Origin of the sequence: Actinosynnema sp. NPDC059335 (assembly GCF_042752395.1) — a bacterium.
In the GTDB taxonomy this organism is placed as follows: domain Bacteria; phylum Actinomycetota; class Actinomycetes; order Mycobacteriales; family Pseudonocardiaceae; genus Actinosynnema.
The window spans coordinates 9,816-26,406 of the sequence record NZ_JBHYXZ010000005.1 but is presented as its reverse complement, the minus strand read 5'-3'; the positions used below and the strand labels follow the sequence as shown (position 1 = coordinate 26,406).

At 73.4% G+C, this 16,591-nt stretch carries 18 protein-coding genes; 10 read left to right on the top strand and 8 right to left on the bottom strand.

What is annotated here, in order from left to right; all coding sequences use genetic code 11:
• Positions 1 to 97: 97 nt before the first annotated feature.
• Positions 98 to 886 carry a metallophosphoesterase gene (locus ACFXGA_RS02525; protein WP_378083652.1) on the top strand — a complete coding sequence of 263 codons (789 nt, stop codon included), beginning with the start codon at positions 98 to 100 and terminating at the stop codon, positions 884 to 886.
• A gap of 10 nt (positions 887 to 896) precedes the next feature.
• Here the strand turns inward: ACFXGA_RS02525 and ACFXGA_RS02520 are convergent, their stop codons facing one another.
• Positions 897 to 1,271 (bottom strand): YccF domain-containing protein, encoded by a 375-nt coding sequence (locus ACFXGA_RS02520; protein WP_378083650.1) that lies wholly within the window; start codon positions 1,269 to 1,271, stop codon positions 897 to 899.
• A gap of 32 nt (positions 1,272 to 1,303) precedes the next feature.
• Between ACFXGA_RS02520 and ACFXGA_RS02515 the strand changes: the two genes are divergently transcribed.
• Positions 1,304 to 2,278: a Gfo/Idh/MocA family protein gene (locus ACFXGA_RS02515; RefSeq protein ID WP_378083648.1), complete on the top strand. Its 975-nt coding sequence runs from the start codon at positions 1,304 to 1,306 to the stop codon at positions 2,276 to 2,278.
• Here ACFXGA_RS02515 and ACFXGA_RS02510 read toward each other — a convergent pair.
• Positions 2,265 to 2,861, bottom strand: coding sequence for a TetR family transcriptional regulator (locus ACFXGA_RS02510; RefSeq protein WP_378083646.1), 597 nt, complete (start codon positions 2,859 to 2,861; stop codon positions 2,265 to 2,267). The two genes, ACFXGA_RS02515 and ACFXGA_RS02510, sit on opposite strands and share 14 nt — an antisense overlap.
• A gap of 36 nt (positions 2,862 to 2,897) precedes the next feature.
• Between ACFXGA_RS02510 and ACFXGA_RS02505 the strand changes: the two genes are divergently transcribed.
• Positions 2,898 to 3,533 carry an HAD family hydrolase gene (locus tag ACFXGA_RS02505; protein WP_378083644.1) on the top strand — a complete coding sequence of 212 codons (636 nt, stop codon included), beginning with the start codon at positions 2,898 to 2,900 and terminating at the stop codon, positions 3,531 to 3,533.
• On the opposite strand, the gene ACFXGA_RS02500 is transcribed toward ACFXGA_RS02505, so the two are convergent.
• Positions 3,508 to 3,699 carry a hypothetical protein gene (locus ACFXGA_RS02500; RefSeq protein ID WP_378083642.1) on the bottom strand — a complete coding sequence of 64 codons (192 nt, stop codon included), beginning with the start codon at positions 3,697 to 3,699 and terminating at the stop codon, positions 3,508 to 3,510. The two genes, ACFXGA_RS02505 and ACFXGA_RS02500, sit on opposite strands and share 26 nt — an antisense overlap.
• A 127-nt stretch (positions 3,700 to 3,826) precedes the next feature.
• On the opposite strand from ACFXGA_RS02500, the gene ACFXGA_RS02495 reads away from it, so the two are divergent.
• On the top strand, positions 3,827 to 4,213 hold the full coding sequence (locus ACFXGA_RS02495; RefSeq protein WP_033432288.1) for a cold-shock protein: 387 nt from the start codon (positions 3,827 to 3,829) through the stop codon (positions 4,211 to 4,213).
• 419 nt (positions 4,214 to 4,632) lie between these two features.
• Here ACFXGA_RS02495 and ACFXGA_RS02490 read toward each other — a convergent pair whose 3' ends face one another.
• Genes ACFXGA_RS02490 through ACFXGA_RS02475 form a run of 4 tightly spaced genes read right to left on the bottom strand, consistent with a single transcriptional unit; the run spans position 4,633 to position 8,352 of the window.
• Positions 4,633 to 5,109 (bottom strand): DUF2771 family protein, encoded by a 477-nt coding sequence (locus ACFXGA_RS02490; protein ID WP_378083639.1) that lies wholly within the window; start codon positions 5,107 to 5,109, stop codon positions 4,633 to 4,635.
• An 11-nt stretch (positions 5,110 to 5,120) separates the two neighbouring features.
• Positions 5,121 to 6,635: an MFS transporter gene (locus ACFXGA_RS02485; RefSeq protein ID WP_378083637.1), complete on the bottom strand. Its 1,515-nt coding sequence runs from the start codon at positions 6,633 to 6,635 to the stop codon at positions 5,121 to 5,123.
• Positions 6,636 to 6,669: 34 nt separating this feature from the next.
• Positions 6,670 to 7,575 (bottom strand): threonine/serine dehydratase, encoded by a 906-nt coding sequence (locus ACFXGA_RS02480; protein WP_378083634.1) that lies wholly within the window; start codon positions 7,573 to 7,575, stop codon positions 6,670 to 6,672.
• Between the two features lie 15 nt (positions 7,576 to 7,590).
• On the bottom strand, positions 7,591 to 8,352 hold the full coding sequence (locus ACFXGA_RS02475; RefSeq protein ID WP_378083631.1) for a glutaminyl-peptide cyclotransferase: 762 nt from the start codon (positions 8,350 to 8,352) through the stop codon (positions 7,591 to 7,593).
• Positions 8,353 to 8,409: 57 nt separating this feature from the next.
• Here ACFXGA_RS02475 and ACFXGA_RS02470 point away from each other — a divergent pair, with 57 nt between their 5' ends.
• Positions 8,410 to 9,192: a DUF3027 domain-containing protein gene (locus ACFXGA_RS02470; RefSeq protein WP_378083629.1), complete on the top strand. Its 783-nt coding sequence runs from the start codon at positions 8,410 to 8,412 to the stop codon at positions 9,190 to 9,192.
• Positions 9,189 to 12,017: a sacsin N-terminal ATP-binding-like domain-containing protein gene (locus tag ACFXGA_RS02465; RefSeq protein ID WP_378083627.1), complete on the top strand. Its 2,829-nt coding sequence runs from the start codon at positions 9,189 to 9,191 to the stop codon at positions 12,015 to 12,017. The genes ACFXGA_RS02470 and ACFXGA_RS02465 overlap by 4 nt, the downstream gene beginning before the upstream one ends.
• 1 nt (position 12,018) lies before the next feature.
• Here ACFXGA_RS02465 and ACFXGA_RS02460 read toward each other — a convergent pair whose 3' ends face one another.
• Entirely contained in the window at positions 12,019 to 12,285 is a 267-nt protein-coding gene (locus tag ACFXGA_RS02460) for a DUF2530 domain-containing protein (protein WP_378083625.1), read from the bottom strand.
• A 75-nt stretch (positions 12,286 to 12,360) separates the two neighbouring features.
• On the opposite strand from ACFXGA_RS02460, the gene ACFXGA_RS02455 reads away from it, so the two are divergent.
• The 4 genes from ACFXGA_RS02455 to ACFXGA_RS02440 are packed head-to-tail and all read left to right on the top strand — an operon-like array spanning position 12,361 to position 16,429.
• Positions 12,361 to 13,845: an NCS2 family permease gene (locus ACFXGA_RS02455; RefSeq protein WP_378083624.1), complete on the top strand. Its 1,485-nt coding sequence runs from the start codon at positions 12,361 to 12,363 to the stop codon at positions 13,843 to 13,845.
• Between the two features lie 17 nt (positions 13,846 to 13,862).
• Positions 13,863 to 14,327 (top strand): MarR family winged helix-turn-helix transcriptional regulator, encoded by a 465-nt coding sequence (locus ACFXGA_RS02450; protein WP_378083622.1) that lies wholly within the window; start codon positions 13,863 to 13,865, stop codon positions 14,325 to 14,327.
• A gap of 4 nt (positions 14,328 to 14,331) precedes the next feature.
• Positions 14,332 to 15,654 carry an MFS transporter gene (locus ACFXGA_RS02445; RefSeq protein ID WP_378083620.1) on the top strand — a complete coding sequence of 441 codons (1,323 nt, stop codon included), beginning with the start codon at positions 14,332 to 14,334 and terminating at the stop codon, positions 15,652 to 15,654.
• Between the two features lie 10 nt (positions 15,655 to 15,664).
• Entirely contained in the window at positions 15,665 to 16,429 is a 765-nt protein-coding gene (locus tag ACFXGA_RS02440) for an ABC transporter permease (RefSeq protein ID WP_378083617.1), read from the top strand.
• The last annotated feature ends 162 nt before the right edge of the window (positions 16,430 to 16,591 follow it).

Here is a 16,591-nt window from a genome sequence, read left to right as displayed (position 1 = left end):
TTCCTCACCCCCGCGGGGGAGGAGCGGCCGAAGCGTCCCGGCCGGGCGCTGATCGACTTGTGCGCGCGGCGTCCCCGCGTCGCTTATGGTCGCAGGTGTGGACAGACCGCTCTTCGTGGTCGGCGACGTGCATGGGCACCTCGCCGAGCTGACCCGCGCCCTGCACGCCGCGGGCCTGGTCGATGCCGACGGTGACTGGTGCGGCGGCGACGCGGAGCTGTGGTTCCTCGGCGACTTCGTCGACCGCGGCCCCGACGGGATCGGGGTCATCGAGTTCGTGATGCGCCTGGCCGACCAGAGCGACGGCCGGGTCGACGCCCTCATCGGCAACCACGAGGTGCTGCTGCTGGGCATGCACCGGTTCGGCGACCGCAACGTCCCCGGCGCGCCCACGCCCCGCAGCTTCGCCCGCAGCTGGCTGCTCAACGGCGGCCTGCGCAGCGACCAGGACCGGCTCACCGACGTCCACATCGAGTGGCTCACCACCCGCCGGGTGCTCGTGGAGGTCGACGGCCACCTGCTGATGCACTCCGACACCCTCGCCTACCTGGAGTGGGGCGACACGATCGACGAGGTCAACGAGGCCGTCCGGGAGGTCCTCCGGGGCGACGACCTGGACCAGTGGTGGGAGTGCTGGCGGAAGATGACCACCCGGTACGCGTTCCGCGGCCCGGACGGCGCGGCGGTGGCGGACGAGCTGCTCGACGTGCTCGGCGGCCGGGAGGTCGTGCACGGGCACAGCGTCATCGCCGACCAGCTCGGCGTGCCGCCGGAGCAGGTCGACGGCCCGCTGCGGTACGCCGATGGCCGGGTGCTGGCCGTGGACGCGGGCCTCTACAGCGGTGGGCCGTGCCTGGTCGTCCGGCTCGACGGCGGGCCCGACTAGGTCACCCGCGTCACGGGGCGGGCACGATCTCCTTGCCCAGCGGCATCAGCGAGACCGGCACCAGCTTGAAGTTCGCCACGCCCAGCGGGATGCCGATGATCGTCACGCACAGCAGCACGCCGGTGACCACGTGGCCGATGGCCAGCCAGATGCCCGCGACGACGATCCACACGATGTTGCCCAGCAGCGACGGCGCACCCGCGTCGGGCCGGTCCACGACCGTGCGCCCGAACGGCCACAGCGCGTAGTTCGCGATGCGGAACGACGCCAGCCCCCACGGGATGGTGATGATCAGCACGCAGCAGATCACGCCGGCGACCGCGTACCCGACGGCCAGCCAGAAGCCGCTCAGGACCAGCCAGATCAGGTTCAGGATGAGCCTCACGGGTCCATCTTGCCCGATTAAGCTCCCGTCCCGTGTCGAACAAACTCCGCTGGGGTGTCGTGGCGACGGGCGGCATCGCCGACGTCGTGACCGGCGACCTCCGCCTGCTGCCCGACGTCGAGGTGCTCGCGGTGTCGTCGCGCGCGCTGCCCAAGGCCGAGTCCTTCGCGGCCAAGCACGGCATCCCGCGCGCGTACGGCGACTACGCCGACCTGCTGGCCGACCCGGACGTGGACGTCGTCTACGTCGCCACGCCGCACGTCCAGCACCACGCGGTCGCCCTCGCGGCGTTGGCGGCGGGCAAGCACGTGCTGTGCGAGAAGCCCGCCACGCTGACGTTGGCGCAGTTGCAAGAGGTGGTGGACCTCGCGCGCGAGCGCGGCCTCTTCTTCATGGAGGCGATCTGGACCCGCTTCAACCCGCTCGTGGTGCGGATGACGGAGCTGATCGCGGCGGGGGAGATCGGCGAGGTCCGGTCCGTGCGGGCGGACTTCGGCTTCACCCTGGAGCACGACCCGGCGCACCGGCTGTGGAACAAGGCGCTGGGCGGCGGGTCGCTGTTCGACCTCGGCATCTACCCGGTGTCGTTCGTGCACCTGCTGCTGGGCGAGCCGGAGACGGTGCAGGCGCACGGCCGGCTGGTCGACGGCGTGGACGCGGAGATCGGGATGCTGCTGGGCTACCCGGGCGGCGCGCACGCGCTGCTGGGGTCGTCGCTGGTCAGCCCGTTGAAGTCGGGTGCGGTCGTGTACGGCACGCGGGGGCTGGTCGAGGTGCCCGAGGCGGTGTTCAACCCGAGCCGGATCGTGGTGAACGGGGTCGAGCACCGGCACGAGCAGGAGGGGGCCGGGTACGTGCCCCAGCTGCGCGAGGTGGTGAACCGGGTCCGGGCGGGGGAGACGGAGAGCCCGTCCATGCGGCCCGACGAGTCGTTGGCGATCCTGCGGACGCTGACGCGGGCGGGGGAGCGGATCGGGTTGACCTACGAGGACGTCACGGCCGGCTGACGGGCCGCGCCGGGGGCGGTGGCTGCGTCGCGGGGGTGGTGCAGTGGTGGAGTAACGCCTCCGTCACCTGCACCACCGCCTCGACCCGGCGGTTGCCCGGGGTCAGCAGGTGGCTCAACGCCACCCGCACGATCGTCTCCGCGATCAGGTGCACGCGGGCCTCCGGCAGCCCGGGCCAGTGCCGGCGGACGTGCTGGGCGAACACCGCCGTGGCCAGGCTGAGCACCGGTTTGCCGCGGGTGGTCAGCAGCGGCAGCATGTCCTCGGCGTTCGCGCCGTCGAGGACCGACTTGGCCAGCGGGTCGCGGGCGGCCAGGTCGAACGCGAACGCGATGCCGCGCCGCAGCCCGTCCAGCGGGTCGGGCGTGCCCAGCAGGCGCTCGCGGACGCCGTCCACGAACTCGGCCGTCTTGTGCAGCGCCACGGCCTGCACCAGCCGTTCCTTGTTGCCGAACTCGTTGTAGACGGTCTGCCGGCTCACGCCCACCCGGCCGGCGACCTCCGCCATGCGCAGGCCCCGTGAACCGTGGGTCGCGATCAGCTCCGCCGCCGCGTCGAGCAGGTCCCGGGTGAGTTCCGTCACGGCGCAAAGCTTGGCACAGCGCCTAGGGTTCGTAGCGTGCCGTTGACCGTGGGATTCGACCTGGACATGACGTTGATCGACCCGCGACCGGGCATGGCGGCCGTGATGGACGCGGTGGGGGCGGAGAGCGGCTACCCCCTCGACGGCGCGCGCTTCGCGGCGAACCTCGGCCCGCCGCTGGACATGATCTACCGCGACTTCGGCGTGCCCGAGGCGGAGATCCCGGACCTCGTCGCCCGGTTCCGCGCCCTGTACCCGGAGGTCGTCATCCCGGCCACGGTCGCCCTGCCGGGCGCGGCGCAAGCGCTTGCGGTGGTGCGTGAGCTGGGCGGGACGACCATCGTGGTGACGGGCAAGTACCGGGCCAACGCGGCGTTGCACCTGGCCGCGTTCGACTGGGAGGTCGATCACCTGTTCGGCGAGCTGTGGTCGACGGGCAAGGCGGAGGCGTTGAAGGCGCACGGCGCGGCGGTGTACGTCGGCGACCACGTGGGCGACGTGCGCGGCGCGAAGGCGGCCGGCGCGGTGTCCGTGGGTGTGACGAGCGGCCCGTGCGACGCCGAAGAGCTGACGGCGGAAGGCGCGGACGTGGTGCTGCCGGACCTGACGGGGTTCCCCGACTGGTTGCGGGCGAACGCCGACCGGCTCACCGCCGGGGCCGCGCGCCCCTGACGACGCCGACCACGCCCAGGGCGAGGCCGGCGGGCGCGAGCAGCCAGCCCGCGGCGAACACCCAGGCGGGTAGACCGCGTTCGCCCGCGACGAACATCGCCACGATGGCCACCACGCCGAGCGCGAACAACGCCACTGCCAGGGGCATCAGCTTCGGGGTCGACATGGGGTGAAGGGTAGTCGCGCGATCGGAGGTGCCCCGCCGGCGGTGTTCTGGCTAATCTGGTGGGACGCGCCTCGGGCACGCCCGGGGCGCGTTCGTCGTGTGATCGCTTGAAGGAATGGTGGGAACGGTGCCGACCGGCAAGGTCAAGTGGTACGACTCGGAGAAGGGCTTCGGCTTCGTCACCCAGGACGGCGGCGAAGACGTCTACGTGCGGAAATCCGCGCTGCCTCCGGGTGTCGAGGGCTTGAAGGCCGGTCAGCGGATCGAGTTCGGCATGGCCGAGGGCAGGCGCGGGCCGCAGGCGCTGTCGGTCCGGCTGATCGACCCCGCGCCCTCGGTGGCGGAGGCCCGGCGGCGGCCCGCGGAGGAGCTGCACGGCCTGATCGAGGACATGATCAAGCTGTTGGAGCTGAAGGTGCAGCCCGAGCTGCGGCGGGGGCGGTACCCGGACCGCAAGAACACGAAGCTGATCGCCGAGGTGGTGCGGGCGGTGGCGCGGGAGCTGGACCCGTAAACCCGCGCGTGTCCTACGTTCGCGTCACGCGTGTCCTACGTCCGGAACGCGTGTGTCGAACGTTCAGGGCCCGTGTGTCGAACGTTGGGGACCCGTGAGTCCTACGTTGAGGGCGCGTGAGTCCTACGTTCGGGGCGCGTGAGTCCTACGTTCGAGGACCGTGAGTTCAACGCTCAGGTGGCTTGGTGGTGCGGTCCGGCTCGATTTGACATGGGGCCCTTACGGGTACCCGGGGCAGGCCAAAGCCGGCAGGCCCAGCGGGGTAAAGCGTCCCGCCGGGCCTGCCAGCTTCGTCCAGCCTAAGGCACCCGAACCCATGTCAAATCGAGCCTCGGTGGGGTGGCTGCGGGTCCGTTGTGGGTGCGTGGGTTCGTTGTGGGTGGGTGGGTGGCTGGCGGGTTGTGGTGGGGTGACTGGGGTTAGTTGTGGCGGTCGTCGATGGAGACGACCCAGGTGCCCCTGGCGACGAAGTCGAATGCGCCGGCGGTTCCGGCTTCGATGCGGGCGCCGTATTGCTGGACCTCGACGCTCTCCAGTTGGTCGTCGGGGTTCGGCAGCACGAGGGTGTAGGCGTGGCGCGGGTCGCGTTCCGTGAAGAGCTTGCTCCGCAGTGGCTCCTGGGGTTCGCCCTTGGCGTTGCGGTAGGTGAACTTGACCGACCACGCGCTCTCGGCCAGGTCGCCCGGCACGGAGATCTGCACCGGCTTGCCCGGGCGCACGCGCAGCACGCCGACCGCGTCCGCGTCCACCTCGCAGTTCTCCGACTGCAGGTCGCAGTACTGGGACGGCCGGACGGTGATCGTCCTGCCGTCGGCGTAGAACGTGACCTCGGGGTCGGTCGGGGCCGCGCAACCGGCCAGGACCAGCAGTGCGAGGGGGATGAGGACTCGGCGCACGGCAGTCGAGCCTACGTGCCCGCCCTCGGCACGACGGGCGCGGCCCGGAGGGGGCGGTCGCCGCCCAGGCCCGGGATCAGGGTGGTGCCGCGCCTGGTCTGGACGGTCTGCGCCAGGCCGATCGCGAGCAGCGCGGCCAGCACGGTGAAGCCGATCCAGTACTCCGTCGGCAGCAGCACGCCCAGCGCGCCGCCGAACACCCAGCCCAGCTGGAGGATCGTCTCCGACCGGCCGAACGCGGACGCGCGCGACTCGTCCGGCACGTCGTTCTGGATCACCGCGTCCAGCGACACCTTGGCCAGCGAACTCGCGGTCGCGCCGACCAGGCCCACGATCGCGGCCGTGGCCAGGCCCGGGAGGACGGCGGCCACGACGACGGTCGCCAGCGCCGCCGCCAGGCAGCCGATGACCACCTGGTCGGGTGAGCCGAACTGCATGCGCGCGCCCACGGCGTTGCCGAGGAAGCTGCCGATGCCGGCCGCCGCCGCGATGACGCCGAGCAGCAGCAACTGCAGGAACGCCTCGCCCTCGGTCTGGGCGCGCACCACGAACGCGGCGAACAGCATCAGGAACCCGGTCAGCATGCGGATGGAGCCGTTGCCCCACAGCGCGACCACGACGGTCCGGCCGAGGGCCTGGCGCTTCGGCTTCTGCGGCCGGGCGCGCAGCGACGCGGGCACCTCGCCCTCGGTCACCTCGACCCACGACGGGATGCGCAGGCAGTAGTAGGCGTTGGCCAGGCACAGCACGGCGGTGAACCACAGCGCGCCCGGTGAGCCGAAGAGGTTGGCGAAACCGGCCGCGACCGCGCCGAACACACCGCCGGCCGCCAGGCCGAACACGGTCATCCGGGCGTTGGTCTTGGACAGCGTGATCTCGCGCGGCAACACGCGGGGTGTGATGGCGGCCTTGAGCACCATGAACGACTTGGACAGCACCATGCTGCCCAGCGCCGCCGGGTACAGGCCCCAGTTGTCGAAGTTCAGCGCCATCACGACCGACAGCAGCACCCGGACGACGCAGGACGCCGCCAGGGTCGCCCGCCTGCCGTGCTGGATCCGGTCCAGGGCCGGGCCGATGACGGGCGCGACCAGCGCGAACGGCGCGACCGTGATCAGCAGGTAGAGCGCCACCTTGCCGCGGCTCTCGCCGGCGGCGGCGGAGAAGAACAGGGTGTTGGCCAGGGCGACGGCCATCGCCGCGTCGGCCGCGTAGTTCAGCATCACCGCGTAGGTCAGCGACGACAGCCCGGACTGCTTGGCCCCGTCGGCGTGCGCGGCCTTGCGGAACGCGGCCAGCGCCTGGCCGCTGAGCTGCCGGGTGCGGAACCACGCGACGCGGGTGACGGTCAGCTTCTTCGGCGGCGCCGGCGCGGTCGGCTGGTCGTCGGGCGGCGGCGCGAAGCCGGCGGACGCCCGGGGCGGCGGCGGGGGTCCCGGTGTCGGGTACGGCCGGGTGCGCGGCTTGTACTCGTCGTCCTCCCACGGGTACCGCCGCGACTGGTCTTCCGGCCGAGGGGGTGTCACGCCTCCAATCCTGCCTCACCCGGTGCGGGCTGTCTCACACATTGCCCCCGGTGAGCACGGTGGCGATGGTCTCGCCCGGCACGTCGGCCGCGGCGATCGCGGCCAGGCCGATCGCGCCCGCCGGTTCGAGCACGAGCCCGAGCGCGGTCCGGGCCAGCGACATCGCGTCCCGGATGGCGTCGTCGGGCACCAGGACCATGTCGTCCACGAGCGCCCGCAGCCGGGGGATCGCGGCGGGCACCGGCACCCGGACGGCGATCCCGTCGGCGATCGTGTCCACGGGCGTGTCGGCGACCGGACGGCCGGCCCAGGCGCGGGCCACGGCGGGCGCGCCCTCGGCGCACACCCCGACCACGCGGGTGTCGGGCGAGTGCTCCTTCAGCCACCGGGCCATGCCGGTGATCAACGCGCCGTCGCCGACCGGCACCACGGCCGTGTCGATCCGCACGCCGGCGCGCAGCAGTTCGACCGCGATGCTCCCCGCCCCCTCCGCGACGGCGACGTCCCGGCCGTCCTCCACGAACACCGCGCCGACGCGCTGGGCGTGCTCGCGGGCGGCGTCCTTGGCGGCGGTGAAGTCGCCCGGCACCTCCACCACGGACGCGCCGAGGGCCTTCATCCGGCGCACCTTGTCGCGCACGGCGGACCGCGAGACGAACACCTCGACCGGGAAGCCGCGGCGGCGGCCCACGTAGGCGACGGCCTGGCCGAAGTTGCCCGCCGACGCGCACACCACCGGGCGTCCGGGCGGCAGGCTCGCGCCCAGGAAGTCCGCGCCGCGGCCCTTGAAGCTGCGCAGCGGGTTGACGGTCTCGACCTTGACCAGCACCCGGCGGCCCAGCTCGGCGCACAGCTGCTCGTCCACGTACTGCGGGGTGCCGCGGAAGACGGGGTCGACGGTCTCGGCGGCGCGGGCGATGTTGGCGAGGTCGATGTCCACGTGCCCGACCGTAGGTCACCCGGTCGTGAAGCGGACCCGGAAGATCGTCGGCCAGTTCTTGCCGGTGACGAGGAACTCGTCGGTGCCCGGCACGGCCGCGATGCCGTTGAGCACGTCGGTGGCGGGCACGTCGGCGGGCCGCAGGCCGCTCAGGTCCACGGTGGCGGTGACCCGGCCCGTCGCCGGGTCGATGCGCACCACCTCGTCGGTCTGCCACACGTTCGCCCAGACCTGCCCGGCCACGCACTCCAGCTCGTTCAGGCGCTCGACGGGCTCGCCGTCGCGGCGGACGGCGACCCGCCCGGTCTCGGCGAACGAGCCGGGGTCGCGGAACGCCAGCTCGTCGCTGCCGTCGCTCATCACCAGCCGGTCGCCGTCGTGGCACAGGCCCCAGCCCTCGCCCCGGTAGGTGACCCGCCTCACTTCCGCCAGCGTGTCGCGGTCCCGCTCGATGGCCACGCCGTCACGCCAGGTGAGCTGCCAGATCCGGTCGCCGACCACGGTGATGCCCTCGCCGAAGAGGGGCGCGGGCAGGTCGACGCGCTGCCGCACCTCGCCGGTCGCCGGGTCCACCCGGCGCAGCGACGACTGCCCCGCCAGGCCCGTGCCCTCGTAGAGCACGCCGTCCACCAGCTCCAAACCCTGCGTGAACGCGCCCGGGTCGTGCGGCGTCGTGCCCAGCACCTCCACGCCCGTCGGCGTGCCCGTTGACCCGCTCGGAGGGGTCGAGCACGCCGCCGACAGGACGAGCACCACCGCCACCGAGAGCCACCGCACGTCCGAAAGGGTGGCACGTGTGCACGGGGCTGCGAAGACGTGCGGCACAATTCACCCGTGACCGCCACGCCGACCCAGCAGCCCGATCCAGCGCTCGCCGACCCCGCGGCAGTCCGGCTCGCCCGAGCCGCCGCGCAAGAGGAGGCGGGCGCGGAACGCGTCGGCGACCACGTGGGCACCATCGCCGAGGACGAGGTGTCGGCCACTCACCTGTTCGAGGCCGAGCACGCGGGCTACCGCGGCTGGAACTGGGCCGTCACGGTCGCGTTCGCGGGCCCCGGCACGCCGCTGTCGGTGAGCGAGGTCGTGCTGCTGCCCGGCGACGACGCCTTGGTCGCGCCCGAGTGGGTGCCGTGGCACGAGCGGGTGCGGGCGGGCGACCTGGGCGTCGGCGACCTGCTGCCCGCGCCGGAGGACGACCCGCGCCTCGCGCCGGGGTACGTCGCCTCCGACGACCCGGCGGTCGAGGAGGTCGCCCGGGAGGTGGGCCTCGGCCGGGTGCGGGTGCTGTCCCGCGAGGGCGTGCTGGACGCCGCCCAGCGCTGGCACGGCGGTGACTTCGGGCCGCGCAGCGAGATGGCCCGCAGCGCCCCCGCCACCTGCGGGACCTGCGGCTTCTACACCCGGATCGCCGGGTCGCTCGGCGCCGCCTTCGGGGTGTGCGCGAACGAGCTGACGCCGGCCGACGGGCACGTGGTGCACGTGGAGTACGGCTGCGGCGCGCACTCGGAGGTGGAGGTCGAGGGCGGCCCGCTGGTGCCGGTCGCCGAGGTCGTCTACGACGACGCGGTGCTCGACGTGGAGGCCAACGCCGCGCCGGCCGACGAGAGCGGGAAGTGACCGCGGACCCGTTCGGCACCGAGGCGCTGCGCGAGTCGGTGCTGGCCGCGTGGCGCGGCTCGCCCACCCGGTTCCGGGAGGACGCCAACGCCGAGGAGGACCTGCGGCTCGGCGGGTACCGCGACCGGCTGCCGGTGGAGCTGGCGCAGAACGCGTCCGACGCGGCGGGCGACGAGCCCGGCGTGCTGCGGCTGTCCCTGGTGGGCGACGAGCTGCGGGCCGCGAACACCGGCGCGCCGCTGGACGCGGCCGGGGTGGCGGCGCTGGCGTCGTTGCGCGCGTCGTCGAAGGCCGCCGACACGGTGGGGCAGTTCGGCGTGGGGTTCGCGGCCGTGCTGGCGGTGACCGACGAGCCGCGCGTGGTGTCGAGGTCGGGGGCGGTGGCGTTCTCCGCCGCCCGCACCCGGGAGGCGGTGCCGTCGCTGGCGTCCGCCCGCGGTGGTGACGTGCCGGTGCTGCGGCTGGTGTGGCCGTCCGACGAGGCGGACCTGCCGGACGGCTTCGACACCGAGGTGCGGCTGCCGTTGAAGGCGCCCGCGGACGGCCTGCTGGCCGAGTTCGCGGCCCAGGTGCCGGACCTGCTGCTCGCCCTGCCGGGGCTGCGCCGGGTCGAGGTCGGCGACGACGCGTGGGAGCGGTCCGAGGCCGACGGGGTCGTGGTGCTGACCGGGCCGTCCGGCGAGCAGCGGTGGCTGGTGCACCGGGTCGGCGGCGAGCTGCCCGCCGAGCTGGTCGCCGGGGTCGAGTCGCGGCCGCAGTGGTCGGTGTGCTGGGCGTGGCCGATGGACGAGCCGCTGTCCGGCGACGTGCTGCACGCGCCCACGCCGACCGACGAGAAGCTGTCGCTGCCCGCGCGGCTGATCGCGACGCTGCCGGTGGAGCCGTCGCGGCGGCGGGTGCTGGCGGGCGCGGCGGCGTCGTTCGTGCTGGAGCGGGCGGCCGAGGCGTACCCGGACCTGGTGGTGAAGCTGCCCGCGGTGGAGCGGACGTCGCTGGTGCCGCTGCCCGGCTTCCCGCTGTCCGAAGTGGATGACCGGCTGCGGGCCGGGATCCTGGCCGCGTTGCGCACCGCGCCGTGGCTGCCGCTGGCCGACGGCGAGTGGGCCGCGCCGGCGACCGCGAAGGTGCTCGACCTGGCGTCGTTCGAGCTGGTCGAGCTGCTGGAGGACGTGGTCCCCGGCCTGCTGGACTACGAGCTGACGCTGCCGCCGCACGCGAAGGCGTTGGCGGCGCTGGACGTGCCGCGGCTCGGCGTGTCCGAAGTGGTCGCCGCGCTGGCCGGGGTCGGCGGCGACCCGGCGTGGTGGCGCCAGGTGTACGACGCGCTGACCCCGGTCGCGGACGTCGACTCGACCGCGCGCGAGGAGCTGGGCAGCCTGCCGGTGCCGCTGGTGGACGGCCGGCTCGTGAGCAGCCCGCGCGGCGTGCTGGTCGGCACCGACGCGGACCTGTTCTCGGTGCCAGGCCTGCGGATCGCGCACCCGGAGGCGGCGCACCCGCTGCTGCTGCGACTGGGCGCGACCGAGGCCGGCCCGGCCGAGCTGCTGGACTCCGACGCGGTGCGCGAGGCCGTGCACCGCAGCCTGGACGACCCCGCGCCGGACGGCCTCGAGCTGGTGCGCACCGTGCTGCGGCTCGTGTCGCGGGCCGGCGGGCGGCCGTGGCTCGCGGAGCTGGCCCTGCCCTCGGCGGACGGCGAGTGGCGGCGCGCCGACGAGCTGGTGCTGCCGGACTCGCGGCTGCTGGAGGTGCTGGAGGACGACGCGCCGTTCGGCGTGCTCGACGCGTCCGTGGCCGCCGAGTGGCCCCGGTCGGTGCTGACCGACGTCGGCGTGATCGACGGGTTCACCGTGGTCGAGGACGACTCGCCCACCGAACCCGACCACGACCTGGCCGACGAGGGCTACTGGTGGGACGCGTTCGACGTGCCGCCCGCGCGCGTGCTCGGCATCCGCGACCTGGACCTGGTGGCCCGCGACCGGTGGCCGCGGGCGTTGGCGATGATGGCCGCCGACCCGGCCGCGTGGCGCGCGGTGACCGAGCCGGACGGCTACACGGGCTGGTGGCTGGCCCGGTACGCGACGATCGACGGCGTGCCGCTCGGGTCGTGGCGGCTGCCCGACGCCGACGCGCTGGAAGGGCTGTACGACGTGGTGCCGGCGGTCGACGTGCCGCCGCACGTGCTGGCCGCCGCCGGGGTGCGCACGTCGTTGTCGGTGGAGGACTCCGACGACGTGGCCGACCTGATCGCGCGGCTCGGCGACCCGGCCCGCAAGCTGTCCGACGCGCTGGTGCTGCGGGTGCACGCGCTGCTGGCCGAGGTGGCCGACTCGGTGAGCGTCGAGCCGCCGGACCGGGTGCGGGTGCTGACCGGCGCCGCGGAGCCCGCCGACGACGTGCTGGTGCTCGACCAGCCGTGGCTGCTGGGCGTGCTGCCGCCGGCCCAGGTGCTGGCCTCCTCGGGGGCCGCGGCCGAGCTGGCCGAGCTGCTCGCCCTGCCGCTCGCCTCGGAGGAGGTCTCCGGGCACGTGGTCGGCGAGGGCGACGAGGTGGTGTGGTCGGAGCTGGGCGCGGTGCGGCTGGCGTGCGACCTGCTCGGCGTCGAGCTGCCGGGCGGGGCGCTGGTCGTGCACGACGACCTGGTCGTGGCGGCCGAGGGCGCGGAGCACTCGGTGTCGTGGTGGGTGCAGGACGGCGTCCCGCACGCCGCCGACACCCCCGAGGGCCTGGCGCGCGCCCTGGCGTGGACCACGGGTCGCTGGGACGACCGGCACACGTTCGCGGCCCTGATCGCCGACCCGACGCCCGCGGTCCTGCTGGGCTGAGCTACTCCAGGCCCTGGCCGTGCTGGGCGGTCCGGCTGCCCCGGCGCGCGGCGGAGCGTTGCCAGGCGAAGATGCCGTAGCCGATGATCCCCAGGACACCGCCGGCCACGCACGTCCACGCCACCAGCGGCGCGTCCCCGAACAACGCCACGCCGACCGCGGCGAGGAACCACAGCGCCGTGCCGACCACGACCACGGGCACCGGGTCGGTCAGCCTCGGCGGCAGCGGGGGCGGGGGCGGGAGGGGTGTCGCGTCCTGTTCGGCCACGTCGGGCAGGCTACCTGGCCGAAACACAGGTGGGGCACGCTCTGCCTGCTCCGCACCACCGATCGAGGAGACGAGATGGCGACCGCCGACACACCCGCCGCGCCGACACCCCCGGCCCGCTCCAGGCTGGACGGGTTCTTCAAGATCTCCGAACGCGGCTCGACGGTCGGCCGGGAGGTGCGCGGCGGGCTGGTCACGTTCGTGACCATGGCCTACATCGTCGTGCTGAACCCGCTGATCCTGGGCAGCTTCGCCGCCGACGACCCCGGCGCGAAGGTGGACGTCCTCGGCAACATCCTCACCATCCCGCAGGTGGCGGCGGTCACGGCGCTGGTCGCGGGCGTCATGACGATCCTGTTCGGACTCGTCGCGAACTACCCGTTCGCGCTGGCCACCGGCCTCGGCATCAACTCGTTCGTGGCCGTCACGATCGTGCCGCAGATGTCGTGGCCCGAGGCCATGGGCCTGGTCGTGGTCAACGGCCTGGTGGTGCTCCTGCTCGTGGTCACGGGCGTGCGCACGGCGGTGTTCAACGCGGTGCCGGCCGAGCTGAAGGCGGCCATCGCGGTCGGCATCGGCCTGTTCATCTGCTTCATCGGCCTGGTGGACGCCGGGTTCGTGCGCCGGGTGCCGGACGCGGCGGGCACCACCGTGCCGGTCGGCCTGGGCATCAACGGGTCCATCGCGTCGTGGCCGACGTTCGTGTTCGTGGTCGGCCTGGTCGTCACCGGCATCCTCGTGGCGCGCAAGGTCAAGGGCGCGATCCTGATCGGCGTGCTGGCGGCCACCGTGCTGTCCATCGTGCTGGAGGCGATCGTGCAGGCGGGCCCCTCGCAGGGCACCAACCCGGCCGGCTGGAACCTCGGCTACCCGGCGCTGCCCGAGCAGGTGTTCGGCCTGCCGGACCTGTCGCTGCTGGGCGACGTGTCGTTCGGCGCGTGGACCCGGGTGCCCGCGCTGACCGCCGCGCTGCTGGTGTTCACGCTCGTGCTCACCGACTTCTTCGACACCGTCGGCACCATGACCGGCCTGGGCAAGGAGGGCGGGCTCATCGGCAAGGACGGCCAGCTGCCGGGCGTGTCGAAGGCGCTGTTCGTGGACGGCCTCGGCGCGGTCGCGGGCGGCGCGGCGTCCTCGTCGTCCAACACCGTCTTCGTCGAGTCGGCGTCCGGCATCGCCGAGGGCGCGCGGACCGGCCTGGCGAACATCGTCACCGGCCTGCTGTTCCTCGCCGCCATGTTCCTCACCCCGCTGTACTCGGTGGTGCCGATCGAGGCGGCGGCGCCCGCGCTGGTCATCGTCGGCGCGCTGATGATCATGCAGGTGAAGGAGATCGACTTCGCCGACTTCTCCGTCGGCCTGCCCGCGTTCCTCACCATCGTGGTGATGCCGTTCACGTACTCGATCGCCAACGGCATCGGCGCGGGCTTCGTGAGCTACGTGGTGCTGCGGGCGCTCACCGGCCGTGCGCGCAGCGTGCACCCGCTGATGTGGGTCGTGGCCGCCGCGTTCGTCGTCTACTTCGCGATCGGCCCCATCCAGGCCGTTCTCGGCAACTGAATGGGCAAGTTCACACGATGGGCGCAGAGATCGTGAGGTATGCTAACTACGTGACGGAGACCGAGGCTGAGGCGGGACTGGCGAGTCGGCTGCGACTGGCCATCATCCGGCTCAACCGCAGGCTCCGCGCGCAACGGGTGAACTCCACGATCTCGCTCACCCAGGTGTCCGCGCTGTCCACGTTGCACAAGTGCGGACCCCTGACGCCGGGCGAGCTGGCCGCCAGGGAAGGCGTCCAGCCCCCGTCGATGACCAGGGTGATAGCGGCCCTGGAGGAGTACGGGTTCGCCACGCGCCGCCCCCACCCCACCGACGGCCGGCAGGCCATCGTGGAGCTGAGCGAGGCGGGGCTGAACTACATCAACGAAGAGGTGTCCGCCCGCGAAGCCTGGCTGGACAAGCGGCTGGCCGAGCTGACACCGGAGGAACGGGGCGTGCTGTCGCGCGCCGCCGGGATCATCGACAGGATGGCGGGGCAGTAACGAAGTGCCGGCGTACGCGGGTGGTGCAGAGACGGACCAGGTCGAACGCAACGCAGCCGCACCCCCGCCACGCAGTCGCATGTTCGGCTCGCTCCGCGTCCGCAACTACCGCCTCTACGCCTCCGGCCAGGTCGTCTCGCTCGTCGGCCTGTGGATGCAGCGCGTCGCCCAGGACTGGCTCGTGCTGGAGCTGTCCGACGGCTCCCCGGTCGCCCTCGGCATCGCCGCCGCGCTCCAGTTCGCGCCCACGCTGCTGCTGTCGCTGTGGGCGGGCGTGCTCGCCGACCGGATGGACAAGCGCAAGCTGCTGCTCGTGCTGGAGACCGGCCTCGGGCTCTGCGCGCTGACCCTGGGCCTGCTCGACGTCACCGGCGTGGTCGAGCTGTGGCACGTCTACCTGCTGTGCCTGCTGCTCGGCGCGGTGTCCGCGGTGGAGACCCCGGTGCGGCAGAGCTTCGTGGTCGAGATGGTCGGCCGCGACCAGCTCACCAACGCGGTGGCGCTGAACGCGATGACGTTCAACCTGGCCCGGATGGTCGGCCCGGCGGTCGCCGGCGTGATGATCATCTTCGTGGGCACCGGCTGGGTGTTCCTCATCAACGCCATCAGCTTCCTCGGCGTGCTGGCCGGCCTGCTGCTGATGCGCGCGTCCGAGCTGCACCGCGGCGACCCCGTGCCGCGGGAGAAGGGCCAGCTGCGGGAAGGGCTGCGGTACGTGCGCAAGCGCGCCGACCTGGTCATCCTGCTGTGCCTGGTGTTCTTCATCAGCACGTTCGGGCTCAACTTCTACGTCACGCTGGCCGTCCTGGCGCGCAACACCTTCGGCGGCGACGCCGACGCCTACGGCCTGCTGTCCACCATGCTCGCGGTCGGCACGCTGGCCGGCGCGACCCTGGCGGCCAAGCGCAGCGCCCGCGGCAAGCCGCGGCTGAGGCTGCTGATCGTGGGCGCGCTCGCGTTCGGCGTGCTGGAGGTCGTGGTCGGCCTGATGCCGACGATGTGGCTGTCGGGCCTGGCGCTGATCCCGGTCGGCATCGCCATGATGACGTTCACCACGACCGCCAACGCGACCGTGCAGCTGTCCGTGTCGCCCGCCATGCGCGGCCGGGTCATGGGCCTCTACATGCTGGTGTTCCTGGGCGGCAACCCCGTCGGCGGCCCGGTGATGGGCTGGCTGGCCGAGCACTTCACCGCGCGGGCCCCGCTGGTCGTGGGCGGCGTGGTGTCGATCGTCGCGGCGGTGGCCGGCGGCATCGTGCTGGCCCGGCGCGGCGGCCTGGAGCTGCCCGGACCCCGCCTCGGCCTGCGCCGCCGCGCCCGGGTCTGACAATGGTCCGGTGGTCATCGCGACGGACTGGGTCCGGCTGCTCGTCGTCTGCCTGAGCTTCACCGCCGTCGCCGCCGCCGTGGTGCGGTGGGCCCGGCTGGCCTCGCCCCGGCCCGTGGTGCGGGCGGCCGTGCGGGCGACCGCGCAGCTGGCCGCGGTGTCCGTGGTGATCACGGTGGTGCTCGCGTCGTTGCCGCTCACGGCGGCGTTCCTGGTGCTGATGGCGGGCGTGGCGACGGGCACGTCGGCCGCGCGCACGAAGACCGGCCGGCGCGGGGCGTGGGTGGCGTCGGCGATCCTCGCCGGCACCGTGCCCGCCCTCGCGGTGCTCGTGGCGAGCGGGCTGGTGCCGGTGCGGGGCATCGCGCTCGTGCCGGTCGGCGGCATCCTGATCGGCGGGGCGATGACCGCCACCACGCTGTCCGTGCGGCGGGCGCTGGACGCGCTGCGGGACCGGCACGGCGAGTACGAGGCGGCGCTGGCGCTCGGGTTCACCGAACCGGTCGCGGTGCGGGAGCTGATCCGCACGCCCGCCGCGGAGGCGTTGATCCCGGCGCTCGACCAGACCCGCACGGTCGGCCTGGTCACGCTGCCCGGCGCGTTCGTCGGGATGCTGCTGGGCGGCGCGCCGGTGTGGCAGGCGGGGGCGTTGCAGCTCGTCGTGCTGCTGGCCCTGCTGGCGGTCGAGGCGGTGGCGATCGCGGTGGTGGTGGAACTCGTGGCGCGGGGTCTGGTGCGCAGGGCTGGTGCGGTCGGCGAAGTTAGGCTAACCTAAGTGTCGTCGCTTCGTGGTGGGAGCGGCAGTCAGTTCGGGAACAGACGAGGCCCCCCCACCCCGTAGTACCCCCCGGGCGCGGGGCCGCGTCGTGTGCCAGTATCTTATAAAACAAAGTCGCAGCCCACGATATTTGAGGTTTATATTTTAGTTGTCTGTGGT